Consider the following 25,612-nt stretch of genomic DNA (forward strand, 5'->3'; position numbering starts at 1 on the left):
TCCGACCCACCAGCCCCCGCTCAGCCCCAGCCCCGCTCGACCCCGCCCCACTCACACGAACGCCCTCACGGGCTCACTCACACGAACGCACTCACGCGTTCCCACCCACACGAAACCCACCCGCGGGCGCGCACGCGAACCCACCCGCGCCCCCCGCACCCACGGGCCCCGTGCCGGGCTCAGACCCGTACGAGCCGCTCCACCCGGGTACTCCCCACGGCCCCCGCCCCCGCCCCGGCGCCGACGGCGGCCGGCGCTCCACCCTCCGGCCCAGCCATCAGGATGGAGCGCTGGAGTCTGCGCAGCGCCCCCGACGGCTCCAGCCCCAGGTCCCGTACCAGGGTGGTCCGCAGTCGCTGGTACACGTCCAGGGCCTCGCCCCGGCGGCCGGAGCGGTGCAGAGCGAGCATGAACTGCCCGTGCAGGTTCTCGTGCGTGCGATACCTGCTCACCAACACCGTCAACTCCGCCAACAACTCACGATGACGACCCAACCGCAGATCCGCCTCGATCCGCTGATCCAACGCACACAACCGCGTCTCCTCCAACCGACGGATCTCCATGTCCAACTGCACCCCACCCTGAACATCCGCGAACGCCGGCCCCGACCACAACGCCAACGCCTCCCTCAACAACCGCGCACCACCAGGATGATCACCCGCATCCATCGCCCGATAACCCAACCCCGACAACCGCTCGAACTCCCGCACATCACTCGCCCCACCACCACCACTCAACAAATAACCCCCCGGCAACGTCACCAACACGTCCTTCGCGGTCCGTGAGGCGTCGCTCCCCTCCAGGGCGGTCGCGATCAGGGCGCGCAACTGCAGTACGTAGGTCTGCAGCGTCGTGCGGGCGCTGCGCGGCGGCAGGCCGCCCCACAGCTCCTCGATCAGTGCCGATACGGGCACCACCTGATCGGCATGGAGGGCCAAGAGGGCCAGGACCTGCCGGGGCTTGGGGGCGGTCGGCGTGATGGAGACCCCGTTCTCCCGCACGGCCAGTGCGCCCAGTACATCGATGTCCACGTCGTACTCCCCTGTCCTTGGATGAGTCGCAAGAGTCAGTAAAAAACAGGACCGGCGGTTTGTCAATGAACCTTCCACCACCCCAGCCGCAGGCCGGCGCTGCCCGAGTTTCACTCAAGAGTCCTATCTGACCTGCAAGTTCACAGGGATACCAGGAACAGACCGGGAGCATCCGCTTCTCGATCGCGATCGCCTGAGGCGGCGAACACCTCCAAACCAGGCCAGTAAACAGACCATTCAGTCTGCTTCTTGTCCCTCACCTGCCAGTAACCGCGGCAGAACCAACCCCCAGATCCGCGCGAGGGTCTGCGGCGCCACCCACTCGGGTTCGGCCGCGCCCAACACCTCCAGTCCGACGATCGAGGCCACCACCGCACGCGCCGCGTCCTGCGAGGACACGCCCTCCGCGAGCATCTCGCCCCGCTCCGCCGCCGCCAGCAACTCCTCCACCCACAGCCGCCACTGCCCCCGCAGGTCCACCCGGCTCTCGTGGGAGGGGTCGGCCGACAACGCGAAGCCGGCCCGCACCACGACATCCTGCGCGAGCAGTTCCATCAACTCGGCCGTCGAATCGACCAACACCCGCACCGGATTGCCCACCGACCGCTCCGCGTCGGTGATCCGGCCGACCGCGTCCGCCGCCCGATCCTCGACGGCCCGGGCGATCTCGGTCTTGCTCGCGAAATGGAAGTGCAGGCCGCCGGCGGTCACTCCGGCCCGGCGACTGATCGCCGAGACCAACGCCGCCGCGAACCCCTCCTCCGCGAAGACCTGCGCGGCAGCGCGCACCAACGTTTCGCGCGTGCGAGCCGCACGCTCCTTCTTGATCATGGAGGCTCCACACACCGCACTCGCCGCATTCATCGCACCCTCGATTTACACAAAGGGCCACGAGATCTTGGTGACACGGTCGGCGGGTGCACTGGAGGTTGGCCGGACTCGTACCGGAGTGGACACCTCCGGCCCGACTGGAGCGGCCGCGCCGCCCTCCGAACAGGGCACTCGCGAGCCCGGGCGCCGACCCGGCCTCCGCAAGCCTGCAACCAGCACAATCGGTGGTCGTGACAGGTTCGTGCCACCTGCCGTCCGCCCCCCTTCCGGTGCCCCTCACCGTGCTACGGTCGCGACGTGATGACGGGGGACGACAGCAGTCGGTTTTTGGCTGGGAAATCAGCGCTGATCACGGGAGCGAGCACCGGTATCGGAGCAGCCGCCGCCCGGGTGTTCTGTCGTGAGGGCGCCTGCGTGACCCTTGTGTCCCGCCGCGAGGAACCGCTGGCCACGCTCACCGACGAACTGCGCGCCGCCGGCCACCGGGTCCAGTACGTGGTCGCCGACGTCCGTGATTCCCAGGACGTGGCACGCGCCGTCGAGGCCGCCGTCACCACGTTCGGCCGGCTGGACGCCGCCTTCAACAACGCGGGTGTCGGCGCGCTCCCGGCGCCCATGCACGTACTCGACGAGGACGTCTACGACACCATCATGGACACCAACGTCCGCGGGGTCTGGAACAGCATGCGCCACGAGATCCGCGCCATGCTGACCACCGGTGGCGGCTCGATCGTCAACAACAGCAGCACCGCGGGCCTGGTCGCCACCCCCGTCGCCGCCCCCTACGTCGCCTCGAAGCACGCGGTCGTCGGCATGACCAAGGCAGCCGCGTGCGAGTACGCGCCGCACGGCATCCGCATCAACGCGATCGCACCCGGGTCCACCCGCAGCGAGATGATCGACACCTGGCTCCAGCAGAACCCCGAGGTGGAACAGATGCTCCTGAACTCGGCGCCGCTACCGCGCATCGCGGAGCCCCAGGAGATCGCGGAGGCCGCCGCCTGGCTCTGCAGCGACCGCGCCTCGTTCGTGGTCGGCACCACTCTCTCCGTGGACGGCGGCTGGACCACCCGCTGAGGGATCGCTGGCGCTGGGGCCGGAAAGGTCGGTCGCGCCGTGACACGGTGAACCTTTCCGGTCACAGCGCTGGCCGTCGGCGCCGGATCCGCCACAGCCCTCGGCTGAGCCTGAGGCTCTGCGTCCACCCGGTCACGGGCGTACCGCACCATGGTCACGTGCGGGAGCCTTCTCCCGAACGGCTGACCTCGGAGAGAGGGATCAGTGAACGGAAACTCGCTGTTCCACACCATGGGCTGGTCATCGCCACGCTGGTTCTGCTGCCGCTGCCGCTGCTCATCCTGACCGGGCGCGCGCCGACCTGGGTACGCACGCGAGTCGCCGAACCCCGGTGGCCGGCCTTCGCCATGATCGGTTTCTGGCTTCCCTCCCTGTTCAACGCGGTGCCTCGGATCCTGAACGCCGAGACCGGGGTCATCGTGACCTGCTCCGTCGTGGGCGCACTCCTCGCGTTCGTCGGCATCGCGTTCTTCTTCCGGGCGGCCTGGGCCACGGCCCAGGCGGCCCGCACCGGCCGCACCGGCCGCACCGGCCGGCGGCGCTAGAGGGTCTCCTACGCCGGCCACCCTCGCGGCCCGGGTTCCACTCTCACCGCGCGGGTGAGATCCGGCCGGCCTTCCCCGGACAACGAGGCGCTTCTGCACAGAAGTTGGGCTCGCTCTCGGCCCCGCCGGCCCAGATCATGTGCATTGCCATGCATATGATCAGAGCCTGCCGATGGGGAGGGCGCAGCATGTCAGATGAATTAGGCGGGGAGCAGGAACACGGGGGCGTGAATGTCACAGCGCCTCATGTGAACCTGCGGCTGAACAGCGTGCCCGGGCCACTGGCTCCGGGCGGGAACCAGGACTTCGCCTCGACACCCGCGGAGAAGAAGGCCGCGGCCAACACGATCGAGACCGAACTCCAGCCGAACACGCAGAAGGCTTCGGACCACGCGGACGAGGCCACGAAATCCGCCGGCAACGGCTTCGGCGGATGGGAGACGGCCGCGGGGATCAAGACCGTCGCAGAGACGTGGGACCGTCAGGTGAAGTCCCTGATGGCCCGTCTGGACGGCGAGAAGAGCGCACTGCGCGGGGCTTCGGGCCTCTTCGTACGCAATGACACCGGTCTGGGCGCCGACTTCCGTGCTTCGGCATCGAAGCTGAACGGCCTCTGAGGAGACACGGCGCCGACCTACCACGACGTCATGACCACCGACCTGGGTCTGCTAACGATGGCCGCCACTGGATGGGAGTCGATCGCGGGCGAGTTCAAGAAGGTCGAGACCCGGTACGGCGAGTCCGTCCAGAAGATCGCCCTGGACCAGAACTGTGCCGGGCTCAGCGCCGGGGCAGCGCAGACCAACTTCGCGGCGACCCGGTACGAGTACGCGGCCGCCCAGACCCAGGCCAAGGCCATCGCCGGTCTGCTGACGGATGCCCACGAGTGTTTCACCGACCTCAAGCGGAAGTTGGAGAGCGCACGCGACGAGGTGATAGCCGCCGGCATGACCGGGTGAATGCCGTCTCCGAGACCGACGAGCACGTCAAGGCGGCCCTGAGCGCCGCCGTCACCGACAGCAACAAGGACGCCTTCGGCCAGGGCAGCGGCAAGGACGCGACGTTCACCGGATTCAACGCACACGCCGAGGGCGACCTGGCAAAGGCGCCGCGAACCCTGCCGGTCGCCGACGAGAAGGCCGCGACGAAGACCGACGGTGTCACGGTGACCGGGCCCAATGCCGAATTCGTCACCAGCGGTGTCAAGTACGGCAAGGAGGGCTCGTTCAAGGTGTCCGCCGACCTCTTCCACGCGACCGCCAAGGGCGAGGAGACGCACGGGCGGCTTCGCCGGCGCCGAAGGGGCCGTCAACGCCAAGGTGACCAAGGACGAGGTGACGATCGGCGCGAAGGGCCTTGTCGGCGGCAAGGCCGGCGACTTCGTCGACTGGCTGACGGACTGATGTACCGCTCCATGGAAGGACGGATGTGAATGCCCACCTAGCTCCCCATCCCCATCCCCATCGAGTTTCGCCTTCCCGGGGGCCCGCTCCCCGCACGCACGAAGGGCGATGACCCGGGCGTCGCGTTCGCGGCCCTGCATCCGAGGCCGGACGCCGGATTCGCTGCCAACATCACCATCGAAGGCGGCTTCCCGCCGGAGGCGGAGACGCTGACCGAGCTGGCCTCAGAGTCCGCGGTACGCCTGGGCGAGGCTGCCGAGTCGGTGACGGTCGCGGACCGGCGCGAGTTCGACAACGCCGGCGTCCCCGCGCTGACCCAGCGGCTGGTCTTCTCGGTGGCCGCCGGTCATGTGCACCGCGATCTCGTCCAGTCCCAGGTGTACCTGTCCGTCGTCGATACCGAGGAACCGCGCAAGCGCGCGGTCATCCGGCTCATCCTGACCGCGACGGCAGCCCAGCACGACCACGTCCTGGGCGACTTCCAGGAGTTCCTACGGAGCGTGCGTGCGGGCGACGGGAAGGCGGCGTAGCGGGGGGACGCCTGTGGGACAGGTGGATGGGGACCCGTCACGCCGAGGCGGGCATCAGGGCGATTCCCACCCAGGAACTACGGGCCGCGCTGCTCGCGCTGAACGGTACGGGCGTACCGTTCAGCATCCACGAGACGGGTGCGGAAGGCGCGGAGCTGCCGGCGAAGTGGCAATACCTGAAGCCGGCGTCGGGCTCCGGTGCGACCCGCAGCCAGGTCGAGCGGACACTCAAGATCTGGATGCGCCTGTGCCCGCGCGAGCGAGTGGTCCGGGCCATGGACGAGCAGTTCGAGGTGACCCGGGCGGGCCACCCGCCCGGCCGGACCGTGGCGCGCGCACGGCCGCGGGCCGACCTGCGGCATCCAGAGGGAATGGACCATGGAGAAGGGACCGGACGGTCACAGACACAGGGTCGAGACCTTCAGCTTCGACTCCCGGGACCTGAAGGACCCGCTGCGTACGACCGTCCTCGACGCGGGGTGGACTTGGCGCGGGGTCTACAGGATGTGATCGCAGGACATCGGAGCCCTGCCGGCCTGGTTGGCCGCCTCGACGCAGGAGTTGCTGGACGCACTGCGCGAGGCAGGCCCCGATCACGCTTCATCCATCTTCCCGCGCCTGGCACGACGCCCGAGGCGACGCTCGGCACGGCACCCGAAACGACACCAGCCGCCGCTGCCGACGAGGGCCCGGCAGCAGCCGGCGTCTCCTTGCGCGGCACGACCGGCGAGTTGGTCCTCTTCGTGTACGGCTGTGTCCCAGCGGTCTCCCTCGGATCGACTGCTCCGTACCTGGAAGGCATAAGAACAGGACGTGACGGTGGGGCGGCCAAGGGGGCGGATCGTTAACGGCGTTAACGGCGTTAACGGCGTTAACGATCCGCCCCCTTGGCGGCGTCGCTCGATGCCCCTCCCCAACCGCCGCACCCACCGACCACCTTGCGCCTCCACCATGCCAACGCGCCGCCGGGAAGACCCTCATGAGCGTTAACGCCGTTAACGCTACCTTCGGTCGGCACCGGCACCGGCAGCAGCGGCGCACCACCAACTCACGCATGCGCCGCCCCGGCCACATCCACGGCCCCCGCCGCCCGCGTGACCAGCACTGACCGCCTCAGCCCCAGGTCCGCCGCTCCACCAACAACCCCACGCCATCGAAGATCCGCTCCAGCCCGAACTCCAGCGCCTGGTCCTGCCCCCCGTGCTCCGCGACCGAGGCCAAGGCGGCACGCAACGCCGGGTACCGCTCCCCGTGCTCGCGCATCACCTCACCCAGCACCCTCCCGAGCTCCGCGTCCGGACCACCCGCCGCGCCCGAATCACTCCCCCCGCCCGGACCACTCGTCACACCCGCCCCGCCCCTCACGGACCGCTCCTGCTCGGCGATCCCGCGTACATGCCCCGTCACCAACACCACCGTGTCCATGGCCTCGGCCCCACTCAGGCCGCACCCGTCGAGCGCCACAAGGGCCCGTTCCATCCAGCCGATCTCCTTCGGCCCCATCACCCGCGCCCCCACGGTCGCCTCCAGCAACCACGGGTGTTCCCGGAATCCGGCGAGCAGGCCCCGCGCCCAGACCTCGAGCCTGCCCCGCCATCCATCGGCGCCCGCCAACGCCTCGTCCAGCAGGACCGGTTCGGGGACCGCCGACTCCACCATCAGCGCGACCAGCTCCGACTTCCCCGGTACGTACCGGTAGAGGGCCATCTTGGTGACCCCCAGTTCCCCGGCCACCAGTTGCATCGACACGCCGCTCAGCCCTTGCGTGTCGGCGATCCGGCCGGCCGCCCTCGCGATGCCCTCCAGCGTGAGGCCGCGCTTCGGCCCGCGTGCGGGCTGGGCCGGCGGCCCCCACAGCAATCGCAACGCCGCGCCCCACTCTTCACCGGACATCGCCATCTCCTTGCCATCGCACGAAAACTGCGTCTACCGTACACGGAACGAACTGCGTCTGACGGACGCAGTAATGACGCAACAGCGGCCCCTGCCTCCGCCCCCTCCATCCCCAAGGAGATCGCATGACCCGACACCCGCAGCCCCCCACGACAGTCCTCATCTCGGGCGCGAGCATCGCCGGACCCGCCCTCGCCTACTGGCTGGGTCGCCACGGATTCCGCCCCACCATCGTCGAGATCGCCCCGTCTCTCCGCGCGGGTGGGCAGGCCGTGGACTTCCGCGGCAACACCCATCTCACCGTCCTGGAACGCATGGGCATCCTCGACACGCTCCGTCGCATCCAAACCGGCGGCAGCCCCATGACGTTCGTCGGCCAAGACGACAACGAACTCCTTCATCTCCCTGCGGAGTTCGCCGGCGGGGACATCGAGGTGCTCCGCGGCGACCTCTCGCGCGTGCTGTACGACGCCTCACTCCCCACTACCGAGTACGTCTTCGGCGACTCCGTCACCGGCCTCACCGAGACCGCCACCGGCGTACAGGTCACCTTCCGCCACTCCCCACCCCGCACCTTCGACCTCGTCATCGGCGCCGACGGCCTGCACTCCCACATCCGCCGGCTCGCCTTCGGCTCGGAGGAGAAGTACGTCACGCACCTCGGCTACCACGCCGCCTCCTGGTCCCTCCCGACCCGCCTGGACCTCCCCCGCCCTGGTAGTACCGGCTATAACGCTCCGGGCCGGCTGGCCTCCGCGACCGCCGACCGCGCCTTCTTCCTCTTCGCCTCGCCGGCCATGCCGTACGACCGCCACGACCACCACGCCCAGAAGGAACAGATCACCCGCGCCTTCAGTCCCCTCCCCTGGAAGACCCGCGAGCTCCTCGCCACCCTCCACGAAGCCCCGGACCTGTACTTCGACTCCATCAGCCGGGCCGACGTCGACACCTGGTCCGCCGGCCGGGTGGCCCTCGTCGGAGACGCCGCCTGCGGTGCGACGATCGGCGGAATGGGCACTGGTACCGGGATCGTGGCCGCGTACGTCCTGGCCTCCGAACTCGCCCGAACCCCCAGGGACCACCGGGCCGCCTTCGCCCGCTACGAATCCCTGGTCCGCCCGTACGCCAAGAGCTGCCAACGCGGCGGTGACCGTACGGGCCCCTTCCTGGCCCCCGCCACCCGACTCGGATTGCGCCTACGGAACACCATCCTCAGCCGACCCCGCTGTCTGGCCTGGATGCTGAAGCAGGGCCAGAAGGTCAGCACGCTCGCGCTCCCGGAGCACCTCGCGCACACGGGGGCGAGCGGGCATACCGGGGCGAGCGCGCACACGCCCTGATCGGCGGAAGGTTGCACTCCACTTAACGGCGTTAACGCCGTTAACGCCGTTAACGGTGTCCGCCCTCCCCCCTCCTTCGAAGAGCGACTGGCGGAACCAGATCAAGCCCCCCAGAGCGTCACCCCCCGCCCCGCAGAAAAGTACTTGTCGACTGGTTTTCTTTGCCCCCATCCAGCTAGATTGGCCAGACAGCAGCATCCGCAGCATCCGCAGCAGCACGATCGGCCCGACGGCCGGACAGCACCAGGAGACGCACGTGGCCAGGGTCCGACAGGAACGCGCCGAGGTCACCCGGCAGGCGATCCTCGACGGCGCGGCCATCGCGTTCGACGACGCCGGCTTCCACGGCACCAGCCTCAGCGACGTCGTCAAACACGCCGGAGTCACCAAGGGCGCCCTCTACTTCCACTTCCAGTCGAAGGAAGCCCTCGCCCGCACCCTGATGGACGAACAGTTCCGGGTGTCCGACGACCTCCCGGCCATCGAGAACCCCGGTCTCCAGACCGCCATCGACGTGACCCACCAGATGGCACACGGCCTGCGTACCAACGTTCGCATCCGGGCGGGCATCCGCCTGGTCATCGAGTTCGGTTCGTTCACCCACCCGGACTCGACGCCGTACAACACCTGGATGGACACCGCCCGCAGCCTGCTGATGCCGGCCCAGCAGTCGGGCGACGTACTCCCCGCCCTGGACGTCACCGACCTCTCGACCCTCCTCATCGGCTCGTTCACCGGTATCCAGGTCACCTCGTACGTACGCACCACCCGCGAGGACCTCCACGCCCGGATCGCCGACCTGTGGAGGTTCCTCCTCCCCGGGATCGCTCCCGCGCACCGCATTCCCGCATTCGACCCGGCAGGCTCGACCGAATGCCGGGCCCAACTCGGTCTTCCGAACCCGGACTCCCCCGCGGACCAGGTCGGCTGACGACGTATCCAGGGCGGCCTCGCACGCGCCGTGGTGAACCACGGGGGTGCTCGCCACGGCGTGTGCGAGGCCGCCCTGTCACGTACCCGGGCGTGAAAAAGGGCCTCTGCGTAGTGTTTCGTTAGCAAAACCCAAGCGTGGCGCTCACGAACACCCTGGAACGTTAGTAAAGTCCCTCTCATGACTTCACCCTCTTCCCAGAGCGACCGAGAGAAAGTCGTCTCCAAGCTCCCCCCGTGGCTGCGCCAGGAACTGAAGATCCGCACCGCTCAACTGCGGGTCGACATCCAGGACGCCGTCCACCAGGGCATCGCCCACTGGAGCGCCCTCGCCTCGGCACCCTCCCCCGTCGACACCTCCGGTGCCGAGTCGTTCTCCACCTGGTTGCCCGCCGGTCAGTGGGAGTCCTTCCGTACCGACTCCAAGCATCGCGGTGTCTCCCTCATCCAGGGTCTCGCCCAAGCCGTCCGCCTCTGGCTGGAGATGAACCCGGCACCCACGGTGAAGCGGCCCTCCGTCGTGCGACGCATCGTGGTCTGCAACCAGAAGGGCGGCGTCGGCAAAACCGCCGTCACCGCCGGCACGGCGGAAGCCCTCGCCGAGGACCCCGCCACCCTCCACCCGGTCCGCGTCGCCCGCCAACTGGCCCGTCGCTCCCCGGTCCAGGTCGACGACGAAGCCACGTTCGAGGAGCAGCAGCCGCTGCCGAGCACCCCCCTCGACCTCGAAGACCTGCCGGGCCTGGGCATGCGCGTCCTGCTCGTGGACTTCGACCCGCAGGGCCACCTCACCAAGCAGCTCGGTCGACAGCCGCTCCCCATCGGCGGGGACAGCCTGACCTGCCACATGGCCGGCGAGGCCAAGGGCCCGCTCGCCGACCTGATCGTCCCCATCCCGGACGAGCGCTTCGGCGACCGGCTGCACATCCTCCCCGCCTGCACCGACGCCTTCCTCCTCGACGTCCGCCTCTCCACCGTCCGCGCCCGCGAGGCCGCCCTCGAACGCGCCCTCGCCCCCGTCGAGTCCGACTACGACGTGATCCTCATCGACTGCCCCCCGAGCCTCGGCCTCAGCATGGACGCCGCCATCTACTACGGGCGACGTCGCGACGCCGAACAGCCGGGAGCCTCCGGCGCCCTGATCGTCGTGCAGGCAGAGGACTCCTCGGCCGACGCCTACGACCTGCTCACCTCGCAGATCAACGATCTGCGCGACGACCTCAGCCTCGACATCGACTACCTCGGCCTCGTCGTGAACCTCTACGACGGCCGCCGCGGCTACATCGCGACCTCGTCCCTCCAGGCCTGGATGGACATAAAGGATCCGCGGGTCGTCGCCATCGTCCCCGACCTCAAGGAACAGCGCGAGGCCGTACGGGTCAAGCAGCCGCTGTTCGTCTACGCCCCCAAGGGCGACCAGGCGGTCGCCCTGCGCGCGCTCGCCAGGGAGATCTCATGAGCAAGGCCGACAAACTCGGAGTCTCGGCATCCTTCGCACGAGCCCAGCCCGCCGGCGTGAGCTCCCGCCGTGCCGCGATCGCGGAGGCCACGGGCGCCCCCACCTCCGGGGTCGTCCCGCCCTCCGAGGTACCCATCGAGGCGCTGGCGCACAACCCGTTCAACCTCCGCGAGGACCTGACCGAGCTGGACGAGCTGGCCCAGTCCCTGGTCTCCCGCGGCCAACTCCAGCCCCTCGCGGTCGCCACCCGCATGGCGTTCATGGAGGCCCACCCGGGCCAGACCGACGGCCTCGGCCGCGCCCCGTACGTGGTGATCGACGGAAACCGGCGCCTCGCGGCCGCGCAGTTGGCCGGCCTCAAGACCATGCACATCCACGTCAACGACGCCCTGTCCGCATCGGCGGCGGACATCCTCGAATCCGCACTGATCGCCAACGTCCACCGGGTCGACGTGGCACCCATGGACCAGGCCCGCGCGCTCCAGGAGCTGGTCGACGTCCACGGTTCGCAGGCCCAGGTGGCCAAGCGGCTCGGCAAGACTCCGGCTTGGGTCTCCCAGCGCCTGACGCTGCTGAACCTCACCCCCACCCTTCAGGAGAAGGTGGAGACCGGCGAACTCAAGGTGGAACCGGCCCGCCGCATCGGCCGCCTCCCCCAGGAGGAGCAGGCAGCGGCGGCGAACGATGCCGCCAGTGCCGTCAATCCCCCGCGCCAGCGCACCCGTGCGACCCCGACCCCCGTTAACGGCGTTAACGGCGTTAACGCCGTCAAGACCCCCGCGCCACCCGTACCCCCCGTAGCCCCCGCCCCCGTAGCCCCCGCCCCCGTGGCCCCTGCGTCCGTGGCTCCTGCGTCCACTCCCGGATCCCCCCGCATCACGATCTCCACCCACTCCCCGGAGACCATCGCGGACGCCCTCTCCGCCCACCTCACGCCCGACGACCTCAAGGCCGTCACGGAGCTGCTGATGACTCGTATCTGATGCCGCGCCCGCGCCGGGGGCGCCCTCGTCGGCGTTAACGCCGTTAACGGCGTTAACGCCGCTGCCGCCCCCCACGTGCGTTTCGTGTGCGTTCAAAGGTGCGGTTCACCTAAGCTGGTGCTGCCCTGGAGGTCCCCATGAGCGAGATGAACGAGTTGAACGACCACACGGAACAGACGACGCTCTTCGCGGCAGTCGACGCCCTGCTCGAAGAGGCCGCACAGGATCCCCTTCCCCACCCCGACGAGCGCAAGCGCCTGCGCGAGGCAGCCGGTCTGAGCCAGGACCAGATCGCCAAGGCGCTCGGCGTCCGCCGGGAGACGGTGACCTCCTGGGAAACCGGCCGCACCGCTCCCCGCCCGCCCAAGCGCGCCGCATACGCCCGCCTCCTCGAAGGCCTCGCCGCCCTCCGCCCCGTTAACGGCGTTAACGCCGTTAACGCCCCCCCGGCGCCGCCCACTCCCCCGGCCGCCTCAACCACCCCGGCCACCCCGGCCATCGCGCCGGCCCCGGCACCCGCACCGGCCCCCCCGGCTCCGGCCGAGCCGACCCCCGCCCCCGCCACCACCTCTGCCACCACCACCTCTGCCGTTAACGCCGTTAATGCCGAGCCCCCCGCCACCACACCGACCGCCACCACCTCTGCCGTTAACGGCGTTAACGCCGTTAACGCCGAGCCCCCCACCCCCGCCCCCACCCGCGCACCGGCCCGGGCCCGAACACGGGCGACGCCACCGCGCCCCCTCCCCGTCGAGGGCAACGGCCCCCTCGCCGTCCTCGACGGCACCGGCCACGCCCACACCGCCGGCGGTCAGGTCCTCGACCACCCCACCACCGACCTGCCCTCCCTCGTCTCCTGGGCCCTCGGCCCCGACGCCGACCTCCGCTCGCCCCGCCTCCACCGCAACGGCAAGGACGGCGACCCCCTCCTCGTCCTCACCCCGGCCGCCACCGAAGCCTTCGGTCTGCCCCTCGTCCTCGACGACCGCCGAGCCCTGCGTCTCCCGGACAACCACCCGGTCATCAAGCTCCTCGGCAAGCACAAGTGGCAGCTCACCCGACGCGGCTTCGGCCCCTGGCCCCGCATCTACCGTCCGGCCACCCCCACCACCGGCCGCCAGTGCGTCCAACTCGCCGTCCTTCCCTGGGGCGCCCTCGACCCCCGCGCCTGGGGCGAGGACACCGCCGACCTCCCGGCCCCCGAACTGGCCGCGCTGCTCACCACCTACGCCACGCGCGTCCTCACTCCCCGCGGCTCCACCGCCGTCTCGGGCCTGGAGCTCATGACGGCCCTGCGCCCGCCCACCCGCGCGGCCCGCAACCCGGTCACCAACGCCTGGGAATCCGCCCCCGTCGCGGGCTCCCTCACCGGCCCGGTCGACCCGGCTCCCCCGGAGGCCCCCGACGAACACCCCGTCGTCGCCGCCCTCTACCCGCGCTCCCACCAACGCACCCCGGACCAGGTCCTCGACGAAGAGGCCTACGACTGGATCCGCGACCCTGAGCTCCTCACCGATGCCGAGTGCACCCGCACCCACGCCGTCGGCATCGACGTCAACATGGCCTTCGCGGCAGCCGCCAACCGGCTCCTGGTCGGTCTGGGCCCCGCGACCCACGCCAAGAACCCGGCCTTCGACCCGAAGACCCCCGGCTGCTGGCTCGCGGACCTCTCCACGCTCACCCTGGACCCGCGCCTTCCCAGCCCCTTCACGCCGCACGGCAAGCCCCCCACCGGCCCCGCCTGGTACGCGACGCCGACCCTCGCCTACGCCCGCGAACTCGGCCACCCCGTCCACGCCACCGAGGCCTGGCTCCGTCCCGACAACGGCCCGTACCTCGACGCCTGGTACGGCCGCCTCAGGGACGCGTACGTCGCCACGATGGCGGACCTCGGCGTCACCTCGGACCTCGCCGAACCCGAGTTCCTCGCCGCGATGGCCGTCCACAAGGAACAGGACCCCACGCTCACGGCGGTCCTCGCCGCCATCAAGTCGACCGTCAAGGGAGGCATCGGCAAGCTCCGCGAGCGCCCCCAGGGCGCCGGCTACCGCCCCGGCGAACCCTGGCCGGCCCTGGAACGCCCCACCTGGCGTCCCGACATCCGCGCGGCCGTCATCGCCACGGCCCGCGTCAACATGCACCGCAAGATGAACAAGCTCGCCACGGCATCCGGTCAGTACCCCATCGCCGTGCTGTCCGACTGCGCCGTGTACCTCTCCGACGGCCCCAGCCCCCTCGACTTCCTCCCCCGCACCCCCGACGGCAAGCCCCTGCCCGGCGGCTTCCGTCTCGGCGTCAGCCCGGGCATGGTCAAGCACGAGGGCACCCAACCCCTGCTCTGGGCCGTCCAGATGCTCGACGAGCACCTCAACCCGGCCCGCCACATCAAGGGCCACGACGCAGCGGCTGACGGAGAGTAGAAGAGATGAGCACCCCGACCGAGATCGACGACAGCCTGACGCGCGCCGACGAACAGCACTTCACCCGCTCCGTCCCCAAGTCCCCACAGGCACGCATGAGGTTCCTGGTCAAAGCCGCCAGGTCCACGAAGGCCGCCGCACAGCTCCTCGGCGTCTCCCCCCGCACCGTCGAGCGCTACGTCAAGGGCCAGATCAAGACCCCGCGCCCCGAACTGGCCTCCCGGCTCGAAGCGGAGGTACGCAGGCGCTGGCAGCCCCTTGTCCGCAAGCGCGCCCGAAACAAGGCGGCCCGTACCACCGGCCTGGTCATCGAGACCCGCGCCCGCTTCGGCTTCACCGCCGCCCCCGGCACCACCGACGACGGCCGCATGCGCCGCATCACCCAGCACCTGCCCCCGGAGTACGCCTCCCGGCTCTTCGCGGCCCAGGACGCCGGAGCCACGGAGGCGCAACTGCGCGCCATCGCCGCGGAAGGCCTCCAAGAGGTCTACTTCAAGGACAGCGGCGCCCGCGCCACCAGCCTCCTGGTCGAGTTCACCGACATCGACTACGTCGATGTCGCCTTCTGAACGATCTGCTCCGCAGGGTCCCAAGGGACTGAAGGGACTGAAATTCGCCATTGACCTCAGCGCGTTTCAGCCAACCGCGTCCAGCACGAGACACGCACGTGGTCCCGGGAAACCCTCAGGTCAGAGCCGCTCCACGCCGGCAGGTGAGACAGGATTCCCGCCAAGGGAGACGGACCACAGGGACCGAAGTCAGGCAACGGTGGGCGCGGACAGCCCCCGCTGTGAGCGTTCGGTCTTCCTTCCCACCTGCCTGGGCTCGATCGTTCGCGGGTCGACGGCCTCGCCCGGGGCACCTTCCCGATAGAGACCCTCGGGCTCGGCGTCCCGGTCGTGCGGCAGGAGGTAGAACACGCGCCGCTTCTGCAGGCCGCTGTCCGGGTCGGCTTCCGCCGTCTCGCCGAGTTCGGTGAAACCGATCATGCGTCCGTCGCGGTGGTAGCGCGGCTTTCCCCGACGGCGGGGGGTCTTGTCCAGGGCCTGTCGGACGTAGTCGAGCTCTTCAGGGTCCTCCAGCCACACCACGTTGACCTCGTGGGCGAGATCGCTGGCTGTCAGTAGCGAGCTCATGGCCTGAGTCCTTCCTCGTTCACGTCGGCCCTCCGGGCCCCTGGTCTCTCCGCGCCGCTCGCGGCGCCGATGCCGATATGCGACAGGACCGCGAGGGTCTCCGTCGGTGGGTGGGTGTGTTCATCGTCCTTGTCCATCGTAGGGGTGCCCGTCCCGAGGCGGCGGCACACGTCGGCCAGTCACGTCGTGCTTGCCCTGATCGCGTCACGCGGAACCTGCTCCTCGTCGGCCAGGAGGGCGAGCCCCGGGTAGAACTTCTGGCCGTTCGAACGGAGCATCTCGTTGGGCGAGGCGACGCCCGCCTCGGCTCGAATGCGTGTGGCGAACGCGCGTGTGGTGGCGGGGCGCAGTCCCTCCCCATCAAGGCACCAGGCACTGTAGGCGCGGTAGAGGGCTCCCTGTTCGACCTTGAGGTCACGGGGTTCCGCGAGGTGCGCACCGGTGGTGCAGCACTCCACGAGGAACCGCCCGATGTGGTCCTCGGTCGTGGCGTAGGCCTGGGTGGCCGCGCGCACGACGTTGGGGCCGGTCAGGGGCGGTTTGCCGGCGAGATAGGCCTTGGCTCCCTGGATCATCCAGTGGAGGATCCCCGGTCCCTCCTCCTGCACGAGCGCCTCCGCCAGGTTGTCGATCTTCCGGTGGTCGGGAACGACCTTCTCGAAGGGGATGAGCCGGATCCGGCGCCAGAACGCGTGGCCTCCGGTGCCCACCTCCGGGCGGTGGTTGCCCAGGAGCCACAGCTTGTGGGTCGGCTCGAAGCTGAAGAAGTCCTGCCGCATGCGGCGGGCCTTGAGGCGATCCCCACCGGTGAGGAGTTTGACACGCGCCTCGTCGAACTTGTCGTGCGGCTTGAGTTCGCTGCACACGAACAGCCGCCGCCCGTGGAGTTCGGTCAGCTCGGTGGAGTGCTCGTTGAACTTGCCCCGTTCCATCAGGAAGCCGGGCGGCGCCACGTCCGCGTAGTCGCCGAGGATCTTGATGACGACGTCGAGCAGGGCCGACTTGCCGTTGGCACCGACTCCGTAGAGGAAGGGCAGCACCTGCCCGCCGACGTCACCGGTGATGGAGTAGCCGAGCAGGAGATGAAGGAAGTGGATCATCTCCTTGCCCTTGTCGTCGTCGCCGAAGGTCTGCTTGAGGAAGGTGTGGAACCGGGGCGTGGGCATGGCCTCGGGCGCCAGGTGGGTGGCGCGGGAGTGCAGGTCACGGGTCGGGTTGGGCTTGTGCAGGTCGCCGGTACGAAGGTCCACGACACCGGCGGGCGTGCACAGCGCGTACTTGTCGCCGTCCAGGGTGTCCGGGTCCAGGGCGAGCTCGGGCGAGGCCTTGGCCTGCGTGAGCATGGCCTTCACACCCGAGGTCGACATGGTGCGCTTGCGGTGTTGGGCCAGTTCCCGATCGGTGAACACGCCACGGGGGTCGTGCGCGGGCAGGTCCTCCGCCATGTCCCCGGCGGCCCAGATCGCGGCCTTCTCGCCGCCGGTGCGCTTCCACCGGTACTCGTCCCAGACGTACCAACCCAGTCCTTCGACGTGCCGGAACCGGTTGTGATGGAGGTAGGCGAAGAGTTTGGCGTTGCCCCGGTCGGTGAGGTTGTGCAGGAGACCCGCTTGGATGAAATCGGCGCCCGCGCCGGGAACTCCACTCTGCTGAGCGGGCAGGCGTCGGCCCGGCGTGGCGGTGTCCGTGGTGAACGCGGCGAGCTGTTCCGCCGCCGCCTGGGCGTTGAACCCCGTGCTTCCAGCGCTGCTCATGGGCGTCCCTTGGGGTGGATCGGTCGATCGCTTCCGGCGCGCAGCCCTGTTTCGACGATGAGTGCGATGCGGCGTGGCTGGTGGGGTCGGGCCTGCTCCGCGACTTCGAGGAGCGAGCGGCGGGCCTCCGCCTCGGTGAAGTGCCCCGCCGCCGCCAGTCCTCCGGCGGTAAACGCGGCCCGGTTGAGTTTCTCGCTGAACGCCGTTCCCTCACGGCTCGCTCCGCAGGAACGGACCTCGTCGAGGAGCGAGGCCAGCACGCGCTGTCCGTCCTGTCGGTGACCTCGGGGAGTCACGGCTTTCGCCCGCGGCGTACGGGGCTCGGCCGGAGCGGGTGGGGTCTCCACGCAGTGGCCGGTGCGGACGAGTTCGGCGGTGAGCCACAGGGGCAGGGGCGCCGGCACGCGGGCTCCGGGCAACGGTTCGTACACTCCGGCGGTGGTGCGCGTCGAGGGGGCCACGATGTAACCGCCGGTGGCACGGACGTCGACCTGCCAGGCGAGCGCCACCCTGGAACTCGACCCGCTGGAGCAGCGGAAGCGGGGGCCGTTCAGGGCTGCCCGGTACCAGATGTGCATCCCTCCGGAGGGCGTGCGGACGCGCAACGTCGACGTGTCCTCACAGGGGTTGGGCGCGGACCTGTACGCGGCCAGGAGAGCCAGGGTGTCGTATCCGCTGCCCAGCCCGGTCAGGTCGACACGGTCGTCGATGGGGATGCCCGGCAACAGCCGCTGTCGGTCCGGCACCGGCGCCCCGTGGGCGTCGACGTCGACGACGACGAGCCCCGCGGGTCCACAGGAGACCCCGATACCGGGTTCCGGGTCGGTCCCCCACCACCGGCGCACCGTGTCGGGGTCCGTGGTCGCCGCGTGGAAACCGTGGCACCAACCTCCCCGGGAGCGACACGGGCAGTCCTGAGGCGCGTGTCGGGCCGTTCGGCAGTCGGAGCAGTTCGGTGCGGGTGTCTTGGTCCCCGGGGCCAGAGGGTGCACCGGGTAGCCCCTCAGGGCCATCCAGAGCGCCACGTCCAGTGCTGTCCCGCCGCGCACCTCTTGGGGCGGGTTCTCGGAATGGACGGGCACTGGCTCTTCCTTGACGCGATGTGAGGAACGATTGCTGCTGTCCCGGCGGCGGTCCCCGAAGTGCGTTCTCACCTGCAGTTCAGGGACCAGAGGGACTGAAGATTCACTATCGCGGAGGTTACCCCAGAGTCTGGGGAGACTCAGGTTGATTTTGCCGCCGTATTGAGAGTTCAGTCCCTTCAGTCCCTCAGTACCTGGAGTTTCAGGCCGGTTCGTCCCGAAAAAATCCTGCCCCGGAGCTGAACGACTCCCGGGCGTGTCGTAGCTCTTCACCGAGGGTCCGGACTCACGGCTCGTTCCATTCTCCAGTCAAGCTCCGGTGGGGCCTCACCCGTCAGTCCCTCCCGACGCCGCCGGCCCTGGCGTCGGCTCCCGAGCCGATCGAGTCGGCGGCAGGTACTGAAGCGCTTGGACTCCGGTTCAGTCCCTACCCGTTCAGTCCCTGGGAAAAATCGCAGGTCAGAGAGGTTGGGATCTACCCAAAGGGACTGAAGGGACTCAAAGTTGGTACTTCCACTTCTCATGCGGGTGTGTGTATGCGCAGGCGTAAGAAAGAGGTTCCCGTATTCCTGGGTGGCTCATAACTGCGAAATTGAGTCCCTCCAGTCCCTGAACGACCGGGGAGGCGCCCCTGACCAGCAGGTTCATGCAGTGACTGAAGGAGCAGGGACCGAAGGAGTCTCACCGGCGTTCAGTACCTGTTGCGGGGGAGCGGGTACCGAGGGAGGGGGCGGGCACCCCAGAACGCCTCCCTCCCCGCCTCCAGGCCCTCCGCCCGGCCGGCCGTCAGACCCTGAGCACATCCGGCCCTCGACTCTCGGACCCACCAGGGACCCCAGAGCCCTGGAAGGCACCTCTGAGCCCCTGCCGCACCCAAGCCGCCCGGGGAGCCACCGGACGCATCCCAGGGCGCTGAGGCCCCCGCAGAGCGCTTCGCGGGGCCTCCGGTGAGGGATTGACCGACAGTCACCAGTCCTCGGCAGCCCGGGACAAGGGCATCCCGATGTGCGCCGCCGGAGTGCCCGCGAGCCCCTGCGGTCATCCGCGCGCCTCCATCCACATCCACGCCCAGCCCCTGAGCACGTTCGGTCCCTCGGTGGTACAGCCTTCATCGACGCAGGTCAGAGCGTTCCCGGGGGAGAAAAGGAGGGTCCGGAGGGACTGAAGGGACTGGAATGTCAAATTCCGTTCACCTGCCGTTCCGTGGTGGGCCCGGTCGAAGCACGCGATCACAGGATCGCTCCCGAGCCGGTCTCCGCAGGGGTAGCGACCCTGGAAAAGTTCAGTCGCTGGCTTCAGTCGCTCTAGGAAACCGCAGGTCAGGGCCCATGCACATACCCAGGCAGCGACTGAAGCGACTCAACTTCCGGTATATGAGGACATTCATGTGTGCGCGTGTGCGTCATATATAGGGGGCTTCAGTCGCTTCAGTCGCTGTTGGTGCTGCTGTAGGCCTGTGACCTGTGGTTCTTCTGAGAGCGACTCAAGCGACTGAAACCGTTGGGTCGCTCCGTCCTTCGCTTCAGTCGCTGTCGAGCGGCCCTGTGGTCGTGAAGCGACACGCCGAGCCAGATAGCCGCGACACGCTGCGCACGCTTCCCCACCGACTTCGCTAGGCTGTGTCCGTTGTTGAGTCGCTTCAGTCGCTGTGAGAGGAAGTGCATGCCCGCTGAGCTGCGGTTTTCTCGCAGCGACTCAGGGCAGCCCACCCCTGAGCGCTCAGTCGCCGGCCTGAGACTGGCCCGGTGGTGCGCAAGCAACGGTTGGCCGGTCCATCCGTTGGCGCCCGGCCGCAAAACACCCACCGCCAACTGCCACGACTGCGGCGAACAGGGCCATACACACACCAACTGCCCCTGCCTGCCGGCCGGTCGCTGGTGCCACGGCTTCCACGCGGCAACCCTGGACTACTCCCGCATCGAGCAGTGGTGGACCACCAACCCGTCCCTGGGCGTCGGGGTCGCCTGCGGCCCGGCGGACATCGTCGTCATCGACATCGACGCTCACGAGAGCGAACTCCCCCACCGCGACAGGCTCCTCCCCGGGATTCCCGTCGGTGACGCCGTCGACCTGCGAGGCCTGCGAACGGGCTTTCACTCCCTGGCCGTGCTTGCGGCGCTCCGAGGCGAGAACTCCCCCGCCGACGACGAGTCGACCCTTCGCGTGCAAACGCCCTCGGGCGGCATGCACGTCTGGTACCGGGCCACCGACGGACGTCGGTGGCAGTGCTCCACGGGGTCCGGCAAGAGGGCCCTCGCCTGGCAGGTCGACATCCGAGCCCACGGCGGGTACATCATCGCGCCGGGGACCAGCACGACCGCCGGAACGTACAAGCCACTCGGGCCCGTACGTCAGCCCGCCCCCCTGCCCGCGTGGCTCGCCCAGGAACTCCAGCGGACCGGACACCTGCCCGCCGCCCACATCCCCGCCCCCCGCCCGGTGCCCCCACGGGCCCGCCAGGCCGTCCTCGCGGCCGGTGGAGGCCAGGACAAGACCTCACGCCTCCTCACCGCCCTCCTCGCCGACGTCGTGTCCTGCGCGCAGTTCGCCGAGGGCGCCGGCTTCACGGAGAAGCTGAACAGGGCCGCCTACACCCTGGGAGGGCTCGTCGCCGCAGGCCATCTCAGCGACTCCGACGCGCAGGAGGCCCTGCGGGAAGCCGCCGCGGCAGCCCGTCCCGGCCAAGAGCAGCGTTCCGGCCGGATCATTCGCAGCGGCATCGCCGCCGGCGCACAGCGCCCCCTGCACCTTGGAGGCCGCCGGTGAACCCCGCACCCGAGACCCACGGCTTCCTCTTCGACTTCGACCCCGAGGCCGTCGCCGCGCAGATCCTCGCCCAGTCTCCACCGCCTCCCCTGCCCGCCCAGGGCGGAGAACAGGCGCACCTGGACCACGCGACCCCCGCCGGACTCCTTCCCGACACCCTCAGCGACCGCGGCAACGCCAAACTCTTCGTGCGGCTGTACGCGGGCGACTATCGCCACGTCCCGGGCCTGGGCTGGTACCGCTGGGACACCACCCGCTGGCAGGTCGACGAGGACGACACCGTCGTCTGGGCGGCAGGGGACCTCGCCGAGGCCATCGCCACCACCGACCCCCGCGGACTCCACAGCAACCAGTCCCTGCAGAAGCACCGGCGCCGAGCCCTGAGCACCTCAGGGGTGAACGCCATGCTCACCCAGGCGAAGTCCGCCCCCGGCATGGTCCTTCGGGCCGAACTCCTCGATGCCGACCCGTACGCGCTGTGCACTCCCGCGGGCATCGTCGACCTGCACACCGGACTCCTCCGGGCCCCCCAGCCCGACAAGGACTTCCACTCCCGCTCGACGTCCACCGGACCCAAGCAGCAGCCCACACCCCGCTGGGAACGGTTCCTGACCGACACCTTCGGAGCGGACACCGAGGGCCGGGAGATGATCGACTTCCTCCACCTCATGCTGGGCTACTCCATCACCGGTGACGTCGGCGCCCAGGTCATGCCCTTTCTGTTCGGCGCGGGAAAGAACGGCAAGTCCGTCCTCCTCGACGTCCTCATGAAACTTCTGGGCGACTACGCGGACGCGGCGCCGCCCGGATTCCTGATGGCCCGCGCCTTCGACGGTCACCCCACCGAACTCGCCGAGCTCCACGGCAGGCGCGTCATCGTCTGCTCCGAGGTCAAGCCCGGCGACAAGTTCGACGAAGCCCGCGTCAAGCTCCTCACCGGCGGCGACCGGATCAAGGCGCGCCGGATGCGCCAGGACTTCTTCTCCTTCGCCCCCACCCACAAGCTCTGGCTCATCGGCAACCACCGCCCCGAGGTCGGCACCGGCGGTTTCGCGTTCTGGCGCCGCATGCGCCTGGTCCCCTTCGAGAAGGTCGTCTCCGACGACCGGAAGATCGACAACCTCGCCGACATCCTCGTCACCGAGGAAGGCCCCGGCATCCTCGCCTGGCTCATCGACGGTGCGCGCCGCTACCTCGCCGGCGAGAAGGACCTGACCGGACCCGCTCCCGTCCGCATCGCGACCACGGCGTACGCGGAAACCGAAGACCACACCGGCCGCTTCTTCGAAGAATGCTGCACCTTCCACGCCGACCACCGGGCCGAACAAGCTCGCCTCTACAGCGTCTACCGCACCTGGTGTCAGAATGAGGGCGCGCCAACCGTTTCCTCCCGCGCCTTCGCGGCACGGGCCCGAGAGCTCGTAGGCCTCGCCTCACCCAAAGAAATGATCTTGTCCAACTCGAAGAAGTACTACCCCGGCATCGGACTGCTCGCAGAGGAGGAGAACGCGTGAGCTCGCTCATCTCCGACGACGAGATCCATCACGAAGTCGACCTGATCTGGCTCGAGGACGTCGCGGAGCTCGATTACGTCCGCCAGTCCCTCGACCGGCTCCCCACCCGCCGAGGCAAGCCCGCCTACCACCGCGACGGTCGCCTCGTCGGCTACGCCCAACTCGGGCCACAAGCCAAGCCCTCCAGGTCCAGCGGCACGTTCCGCCGCCGTGTCTTCTGGCTCCTGCCGCACGACCGCGACAGCGTCCCGGACGGCCTCTACGCCTCCGGAGCGCCGGCGGAAGCGGTCGACCCCACCACGCTGGTGGCCGGGAGCAAGGGTCGCAAGACCGAACGGTCGGAACGGCCGGCGCAAGCCGCCGACTTCTGACGGTTCTCCCGACGGGTCGGCGGACCGGCCGGCCCGATGGGAGAACCCATGCCGATGCTTGAGTCGCTTCAGTCGCTGATCTCTGGCTCGCACCGCTCTGAGCTGCGGTGATGTGAAAGCGACTGAAGCGAGAGCGAGTCCCGCCGCTGGTCCCCCGCGGCTGGTCCTTCGTACGCGGCATACGTCTCGCTGACCGTGTGATCCGCACCCTGGCATCGCGGTCCCGCGAACCGGCGAAGGTCACCAGATCCTGATCTCGACCCCGTTCGAGTCCCAGGCCCGCAGGTCGCCGCCCATGGGAGTGCCGCGTGGACCATCCGGTCAGGGGCACGACAAGAAGCCCCCTGCCGGGCGGCCTCCCCTGTCACGGCGAGACGCGCGGGCCGCTCGTTCGCCCTTGCCCGGGCCCGACTTCGAGGTCCTCAGGTCGTTGCGGCGGGAGGGACCCGGGCTGCTCCGGGCGATCGGAGCCGGCGAGGTCGGGGGCAGTGTGATCGCCGCGGTGAATCCACAGCAGGGCTCCGGCGATCAGTGCGGCGCCTCCCGGCAGCCACCGCAGCGGACCAGGCGGCAGGACCCCAACGGCCAGGCCGGTGAGAGCCCCGGTCAGTTGCAGTGCGAGCGACTGGACGGACAGCGCCGTGGCGCGTCCCGCGCTGGGAACCCGGCGGTGAAGGAAGTCGTTCTCGCTGGGTCCCGCCGCGCCGAGGCCCAGGTACACGAGACCGTATCCGGAAGCCGCGAGGGCCATGGGGACAGGGCCCGTGGCCAGGGCGGTGGCGCTGAGCAGGAGCAGGCCGCTCGCGCTGATGCCCAGGCTCAGCAGGATCGCGCGCTCGCCACCGCCCGCGAGCCGGGCGGCCGACGGCGCGAGGTGGCTCCCGATCCCTGAGCAGACGAAGCCGGTACAGGCGACCGCGGCGAACAACATCGCGCCCGACTCCGGCGCTCCTGTGAACGCCGCGGCACGGCCCGGTGTGAGGAGCTCGATCGTGGCCAGGGCACTGCCGGCGGCCCCCGCGCCGAGGAGTACGCGGCGGACCAACACGTCATGTGCGCCGAGTCGCAGGCCGTCGGCGACGGTGGCCGGGATGCCGCGGAACACGGAGCCCGGCGTGCGGTGTGGGCGGGGCGGTTCGGGGAGGGCCGTGAGGACGTGGAGCACGAAGAAGATCTCGACCACGGCCCCCGCCAAGGGTGGGACGGAGAGCGGGATGACCATCCCCGAGGTGGCTTGGCTCAGTCGGGCACCGACGTCGGGGCCCCACGCGAGCAACCAGGGCAGGGCGCCGCCGAGGACCGTGCCCGCGGCGAGCGCGGCGGAGGTGGCGACTCCCCCGCGAGCCAGTCCTGTGCGCAGTTCCGCGTCGGGGCCGGAGTCCGCCTGGACCGTGTCGACGTACCAGGCCTCGATCGGCCCGCTGGACAGAGCGCGCCCCGCGCCCATGAGGGCCATGGCGAGGATGAGGACCCAAGGTGCGGTGCCCAGGCCTTGGAGGGTGAAGGCGGCCACGTTGAGCAGGCCCGCCGCGGCCAGCACGGGCCGGCGGCCGAGTACGTCGGAGAGCCCCCCGGTGGGGAGTTCCAGCCCGGCGGCGGTCAGGGAGTGCGCGACGAAGAAGCCCGCGATGGCGGTCAGGGACATGCCGCGTTCGGTGAAGAGCAGGATCAGGGGCGTGACGGCCAGGCCCAGGGGGAGCCAGAAGAGGACGCAGGTCGTCACGTAGCGGCGTCGGGCGGTGCGTAAGTCCAGTGGCACGGTCACGACGCGCTCTCGGCATCCGTATCCGTGCCCCTCGGCGTGGAGGCGTCCGGTTCCCGCACATCGGGGTCGTGAGGTGCGAGTGGCAGTCCGGCGGTGACGAGCACGATCTGCGCGGCGCGGGGGTCGGCTTCGTCGCGCCGGGTCAGCTCTTCCAGTTTCCGGTCGAGCGTTTCCCAGAGTTCGCTGAGCGACTCGGGGGTAAGACGGGGCATCAGGTCGTTGATCCCGGACGCCTCCAGCCACTCCGGACCCAGCCGTCCGGCGGTGACGTCCGCCTCGTGTCGGACGAGCGACGCCTCCAGATGCTCGACCTGGCCCTTGCGGGAGAAGCTGAGGAAGGCCCGGCTGTCCGACGTGGCTTCCATCGCCCTGTTGTTCCAGGAGGTCACGGAGTGCACCGCCTGCCAGCGGCGCTCCCGCCCGTCCCGGTGATCGGCCTCGGCAACGAACACGTACTTCGCCAGAACGCGCAGGTGATAGCTGGTGGAGGCGGATGACTCCCCCGTCCTGGTGGCGAGTTCACTCGCGGTCGCCGGACCGTGCTGTCGCAGCAACCCGAGGAGCCGGATGCGCAAGGGGTGCGTAAGGGCTTTCAGGGCTGCGGCGTCCTGCTCCGGATCGAGGACGCGTCGGTGCTCTTCGCTGACCATGTCGAGAGACTAGAACCCGACAGAGGTTTTCCAAAAGTATTTTTGCAGAACTTCCTTTGGGAAGTTGACCGGTGCCGGTCCGTCGGAGACGGCCGTGGCGAGGCCGTGCGGCAGGGCTCCAAGGGTCGGGCC

At 69.7% G+C, this 25,612-nt stretch carries 24 protein-coding genes; 16 read left to right on the top strand and 8 right to left on the bottom strand.

What is annotated here, in order from left to right:
* Positions 1-179: 179 nt before the first annotated feature.
* Positions 180-1,031 (bottom strand): BTAD domain-containing putative transcriptional regulator, encoded by an 852-nt coding sequence (locus ACFYW3_RS36225; RefSeq protein ID WP_389388626.1) that lies wholly within the window; start codon positions 1,029-1,031, stop codon positions 180-182.
* Between the two features lie 237 nt (positions 1,032-1,268).
* On the bottom strand, positions 1,269-1,862 hold the full coding sequence (locus tag ACFYW3_RS36230) for a ScbR family autoregulator-binding transcription factor (RefSeq protein ID WP_389388627.1): 594 nt from the start codon (positions 1,860-1,862) through the stop codon (positions 1,269-1,271).
* 300 nt (positions 1,863-2,162) lie between these two features.
* On the opposite strand from ACFYW3_RS36230, the gene ACFYW3_RS36235 reads away from it, so the two are divergent.
* The 7 genes from ACFYW3_RS36235 (at position 2,163) to ACFYW3_RS36265 (ending at position 5,927) form a co-directional block, all read left to right on the top strand.
* Positions 2,163-2,939 carry a glucose 1-dehydrogenase gene (locus tag ACFYW3_RS36235; RefSeq protein WP_351758150.1) on the top strand — a complete coding sequence of 259 codons (777 nt, stop codon included), beginning with the start codon at positions 2,163-2,165 and terminating at the stop codon, positions 2,937-2,939.
* 158 nt (positions 2,940-3,097) lie between these two features.
* Positions 3,098-3,484, top strand: coding sequence for a hypothetical protein (locus ACFYW3_RS36240; protein ID WP_389388628.1), 387 nt, complete (start codon positions 3,098-3,100; stop codon positions 3,482-3,484).
* Between the two features lie 188 nt (positions 3,485-3,672).
* The gene (locus ACFYW3_RS36245) at positions 3,673-4,101 is read left to right on the top strand and encodes a hypothetical protein (protein WP_351758105.1); all 429 of its coding nucleotides are present in this window, start codon (positions 3,673-3,675) and stop codon (positions 4,099-4,101) included.
* A gap of 30 nt (positions 4,102-4,131) precedes the next feature.
* Positions 4,132-4,443, top strand: coding sequence for a hypothetical protein (locus tag ACFYW3_RS36250; RefSeq protein WP_389388629.1), 312 nt, complete (start codon positions 4,132-4,134; stop codon positions 4,441-4,443).
* A complete protein-coding gene (locus ACFYW3_RS36255; protein ID WP_351758102.1) occupies positions 4,440-4,916 on the top strand; it encodes a hypothetical protein in 477 nt (158 codons plus the stop codon). The genes ACFYW3_RS36250 and ACFYW3_RS36255 overlap by 4 nt, the downstream gene beginning before the upstream one ends.
* Positions 4,917-5,150: 234 nt before the next feature.
* Positions 5,151-5,417, top strand: a complete 267-nt coding sequence (locus tag ACFYW3_RS36260; protein WP_351758100.1) for a hypothetical protein — start codon at positions 5,151-5,153, stop codon at positions 5,415-5,417.
* Between the two features lie 378 nt (positions 5,418-5,795).
* The gene (locus ACFYW3_RS36265) at positions 5,796-5,927 is read left to right on the top strand and encodes a hypothetical protein (protein WP_389388630.1); all 132 of its coding nucleotides are present in this window, start codon (positions 5,796-5,798) and stop codon (positions 5,925-5,927) included.
* A gap of 603 nt (positions 5,928-6,530) precedes the next feature.
* On the opposite strand, the gene ACFYW3_RS36270 is transcribed toward ACFYW3_RS36265, so the two are convergent.
* Positions 6,531-7,310, bottom strand: coding sequence for a TetR/AcrR family transcriptional regulator (locus ACFYW3_RS36270; RefSeq protein ID WP_351758095.1), 780 nt, complete (start codon positions 7,308-7,310; stop codon positions 6,531-6,533).
* Between the two features lie 125 nt (positions 7,311-7,435).
* Here ACFYW3_RS36270 and ACFYW3_RS36275 point away from each other — a divergent pair, with 125 nt between their 5' ends.
* The 6 genes from ACFYW3_RS36275 (at position 7,436) to tpg (ending at position 15,011) form a co-directional block, all read left to right on the top strand.
* The gene (locus tag ACFYW3_RS36275; protein WP_351758093.1) at positions 7,436-8,650 is read left to right on the top strand and encodes an FAD-dependent monooxygenase; all 1,215 of its coding nucleotides are present in this window, start codon (positions 7,436-7,438) and stop codon (positions 8,648-8,650) included.
* Between the two features lie 256 nt (positions 8,651-8,906).
* Entirely contained in the window at positions 8,907-9,581 is a 675-nt protein-coding gene (locus tag ACFYW3_RS36280) for a ScbR family autoregulator-binding transcription factor (protein WP_351758091.1), read from the top strand.
* A gap of 180 nt (positions 9,582-9,761) precedes the next feature.
* A complete protein-coding gene (locus ACFYW3_RS36285; RefSeq protein WP_389388631.1) occupies positions 9,762-11,039 on the top strand; it encodes a ParA family protein in 1,278 nt (425 codons plus the stop codon).
* The gene (locus tag ACFYW3_RS36290; RefSeq protein ID WP_351758085.1) at positions 11,036-12,022 is read left to right on the top strand and encodes a ParB/RepB/Spo0J family partition protein; all 987 of its coding nucleotides are present in this window, start codon (positions 11,036-11,038) and stop codon (positions 12,020-12,022) included. Before ACFYW3_RS36285 ends, ACFYW3_RS36290 begins: the two co-directional genes overlap by 4 nt.
* A gap of 137 nt (positions 12,023-12,159) precedes the next feature.
* Positions 12,160-14,442: a telomere-associated protein Tap gene (tap, locus tag ACFYW3_RS36295; RefSeq protein ID WP_389388632.1), complete on the top strand. Its 2,283-nt coding sequence runs from the start codon at positions 12,160-12,162 to the stop codon at positions 14,440-14,442.
* A 5-nt stretch (positions 14,443-14,447) separates the two neighbouring features.
* Positions 14,448-15,011 carry a telomere-protecting terminal protein Tpg gene (tpg, locus tag ACFYW3_RS36300; protein WP_351758080.1) on the top strand — a complete coding sequence of 188 codons (564 nt, stop codon included), beginning with the start codon at positions 14,448-14,450 and terminating at the stop codon, positions 15,009-15,011.
* 189 nt (positions 15,012-15,200) lie between these two features.
* On the opposite strand, the gene ACFYW3_RS36305 is transcribed toward tpg, so the two are convergent.
* The 3 genes from ACFYW3_RS36305 to ACFYW3_RS36315 form a co-directional block, all read right to left on the bottom strand.
* On the bottom strand, positions 15,201-15,578 hold the full coding sequence (locus ACFYW3_RS36305) for a DUF6009 family protein (protein ID WP_053685107.1): 378 nt from the start codon (positions 15,576-15,578) through the stop codon (positions 15,201-15,203).
* Between the two features lie 179 nt (positions 15,579-15,757).
* Positions 15,758-17,332 carry a phage/plasmid primase, P4 family gene (locus tag ACFYW3_RS36310; protein WP_351758078.1) on the bottom strand — a complete coding sequence of 525 codons (1,575 nt, stop codon included), beginning with the start codon at positions 17,330-17,332 and terminating at the stop codon, positions 15,758-15,760.
* Complete coding sequence (locus ACFYW3_RS36315) at positions 17,329-18,357, bottom strand: bifunctional DNA primase/polymerase (RefSeq protein ID WP_389388661.1); 1,029 nt, start codon at positions 18,355-18,357, stop codon at positions 17,329-17,331. The genes ACFYW3_RS36310 and ACFYW3_RS36315 overlap by 4 nt, the downstream gene beginning before the upstream one ends.
* Positions 18,358-20,076: 1,719 nt before the next feature.
* Between ACFYW3_RS36315 and ACFYW3_RS36320 the strand changes: the two genes are divergently transcribed.
* From ACFYW3_RS36320 to ACFYW3_RS36330, 3 genes are read left to right on the top strand one after another with little or no spacing between them, the layout of a single operon-like run.
* On the top strand, positions 20,077-21,180 hold the full coding sequence (locus ACFYW3_RS36320) for a bifunctional DNA primase/polymerase (RefSeq protein WP_351758075.1): 1,104 nt from the start codon (positions 20,077-20,079) through the stop codon (positions 21,178-21,180).
* Entirely contained in the window at positions 21,177-22,694 is a 1,518-nt protein-coding gene (locus ACFYW3_RS36325) for a phage/plasmid primase, P4 family (protein ID WP_351758072.1), read from the top strand. Before ACFYW3_RS36320 ends, ACFYW3_RS36325 begins: the two co-directional genes overlap by 4 nt.
* Positions 22,691-23,065 (top strand): DUF6009 family protein, encoded by a 375-nt coding sequence (locus ACFYW3_RS36330; RefSeq protein WP_351758070.1) that lies wholly within the window; start codon positions 22,691-22,693, stop codon positions 23,063-23,065. Before ACFYW3_RS36325 ends, ACFYW3_RS36330 begins: the two co-directional genes overlap by 4 nt.
* Before the next feature lie 364 nt (positions 23,066-23,429).
* Here ACFYW3_RS36330 and ACFYW3_RS36335 read toward each other — a convergent pair whose 3' ends face one another.
* On the bottom strand, positions 23,430-24,830 hold the full coding sequence (locus ACFYW3_RS36335; RefSeq protein ID WP_389388633.1) for an MFS transporter: 1,401 nt from the start codon (positions 24,828-24,830) through the stop codon (positions 23,430-23,432).
* A complete protein-coding gene (locus ACFYW3_RS36340) occupies positions 24,827-25,480 on the bottom strand; it encodes a helix-turn-helix domain-containing protein (protein WP_351758065.1) in 654 nt (217 codons plus the stop codon). Before ACFYW3_RS36340 ends, ACFYW3_RS36335 begins: the two co-directional genes overlap by 4 nt.
* Positions 25,481-25,612: the final 132 nt, after the last annotated feature.

Origin of the sequence: Streptomyces sp. NPDC002602 (assembly GCF_042889445.1) — a bacterium.
GTDB lineage: Bacteria > Actinomycetota > Actinomycetes > Streptomycetales > Streptomycetaceae > Streptomyces.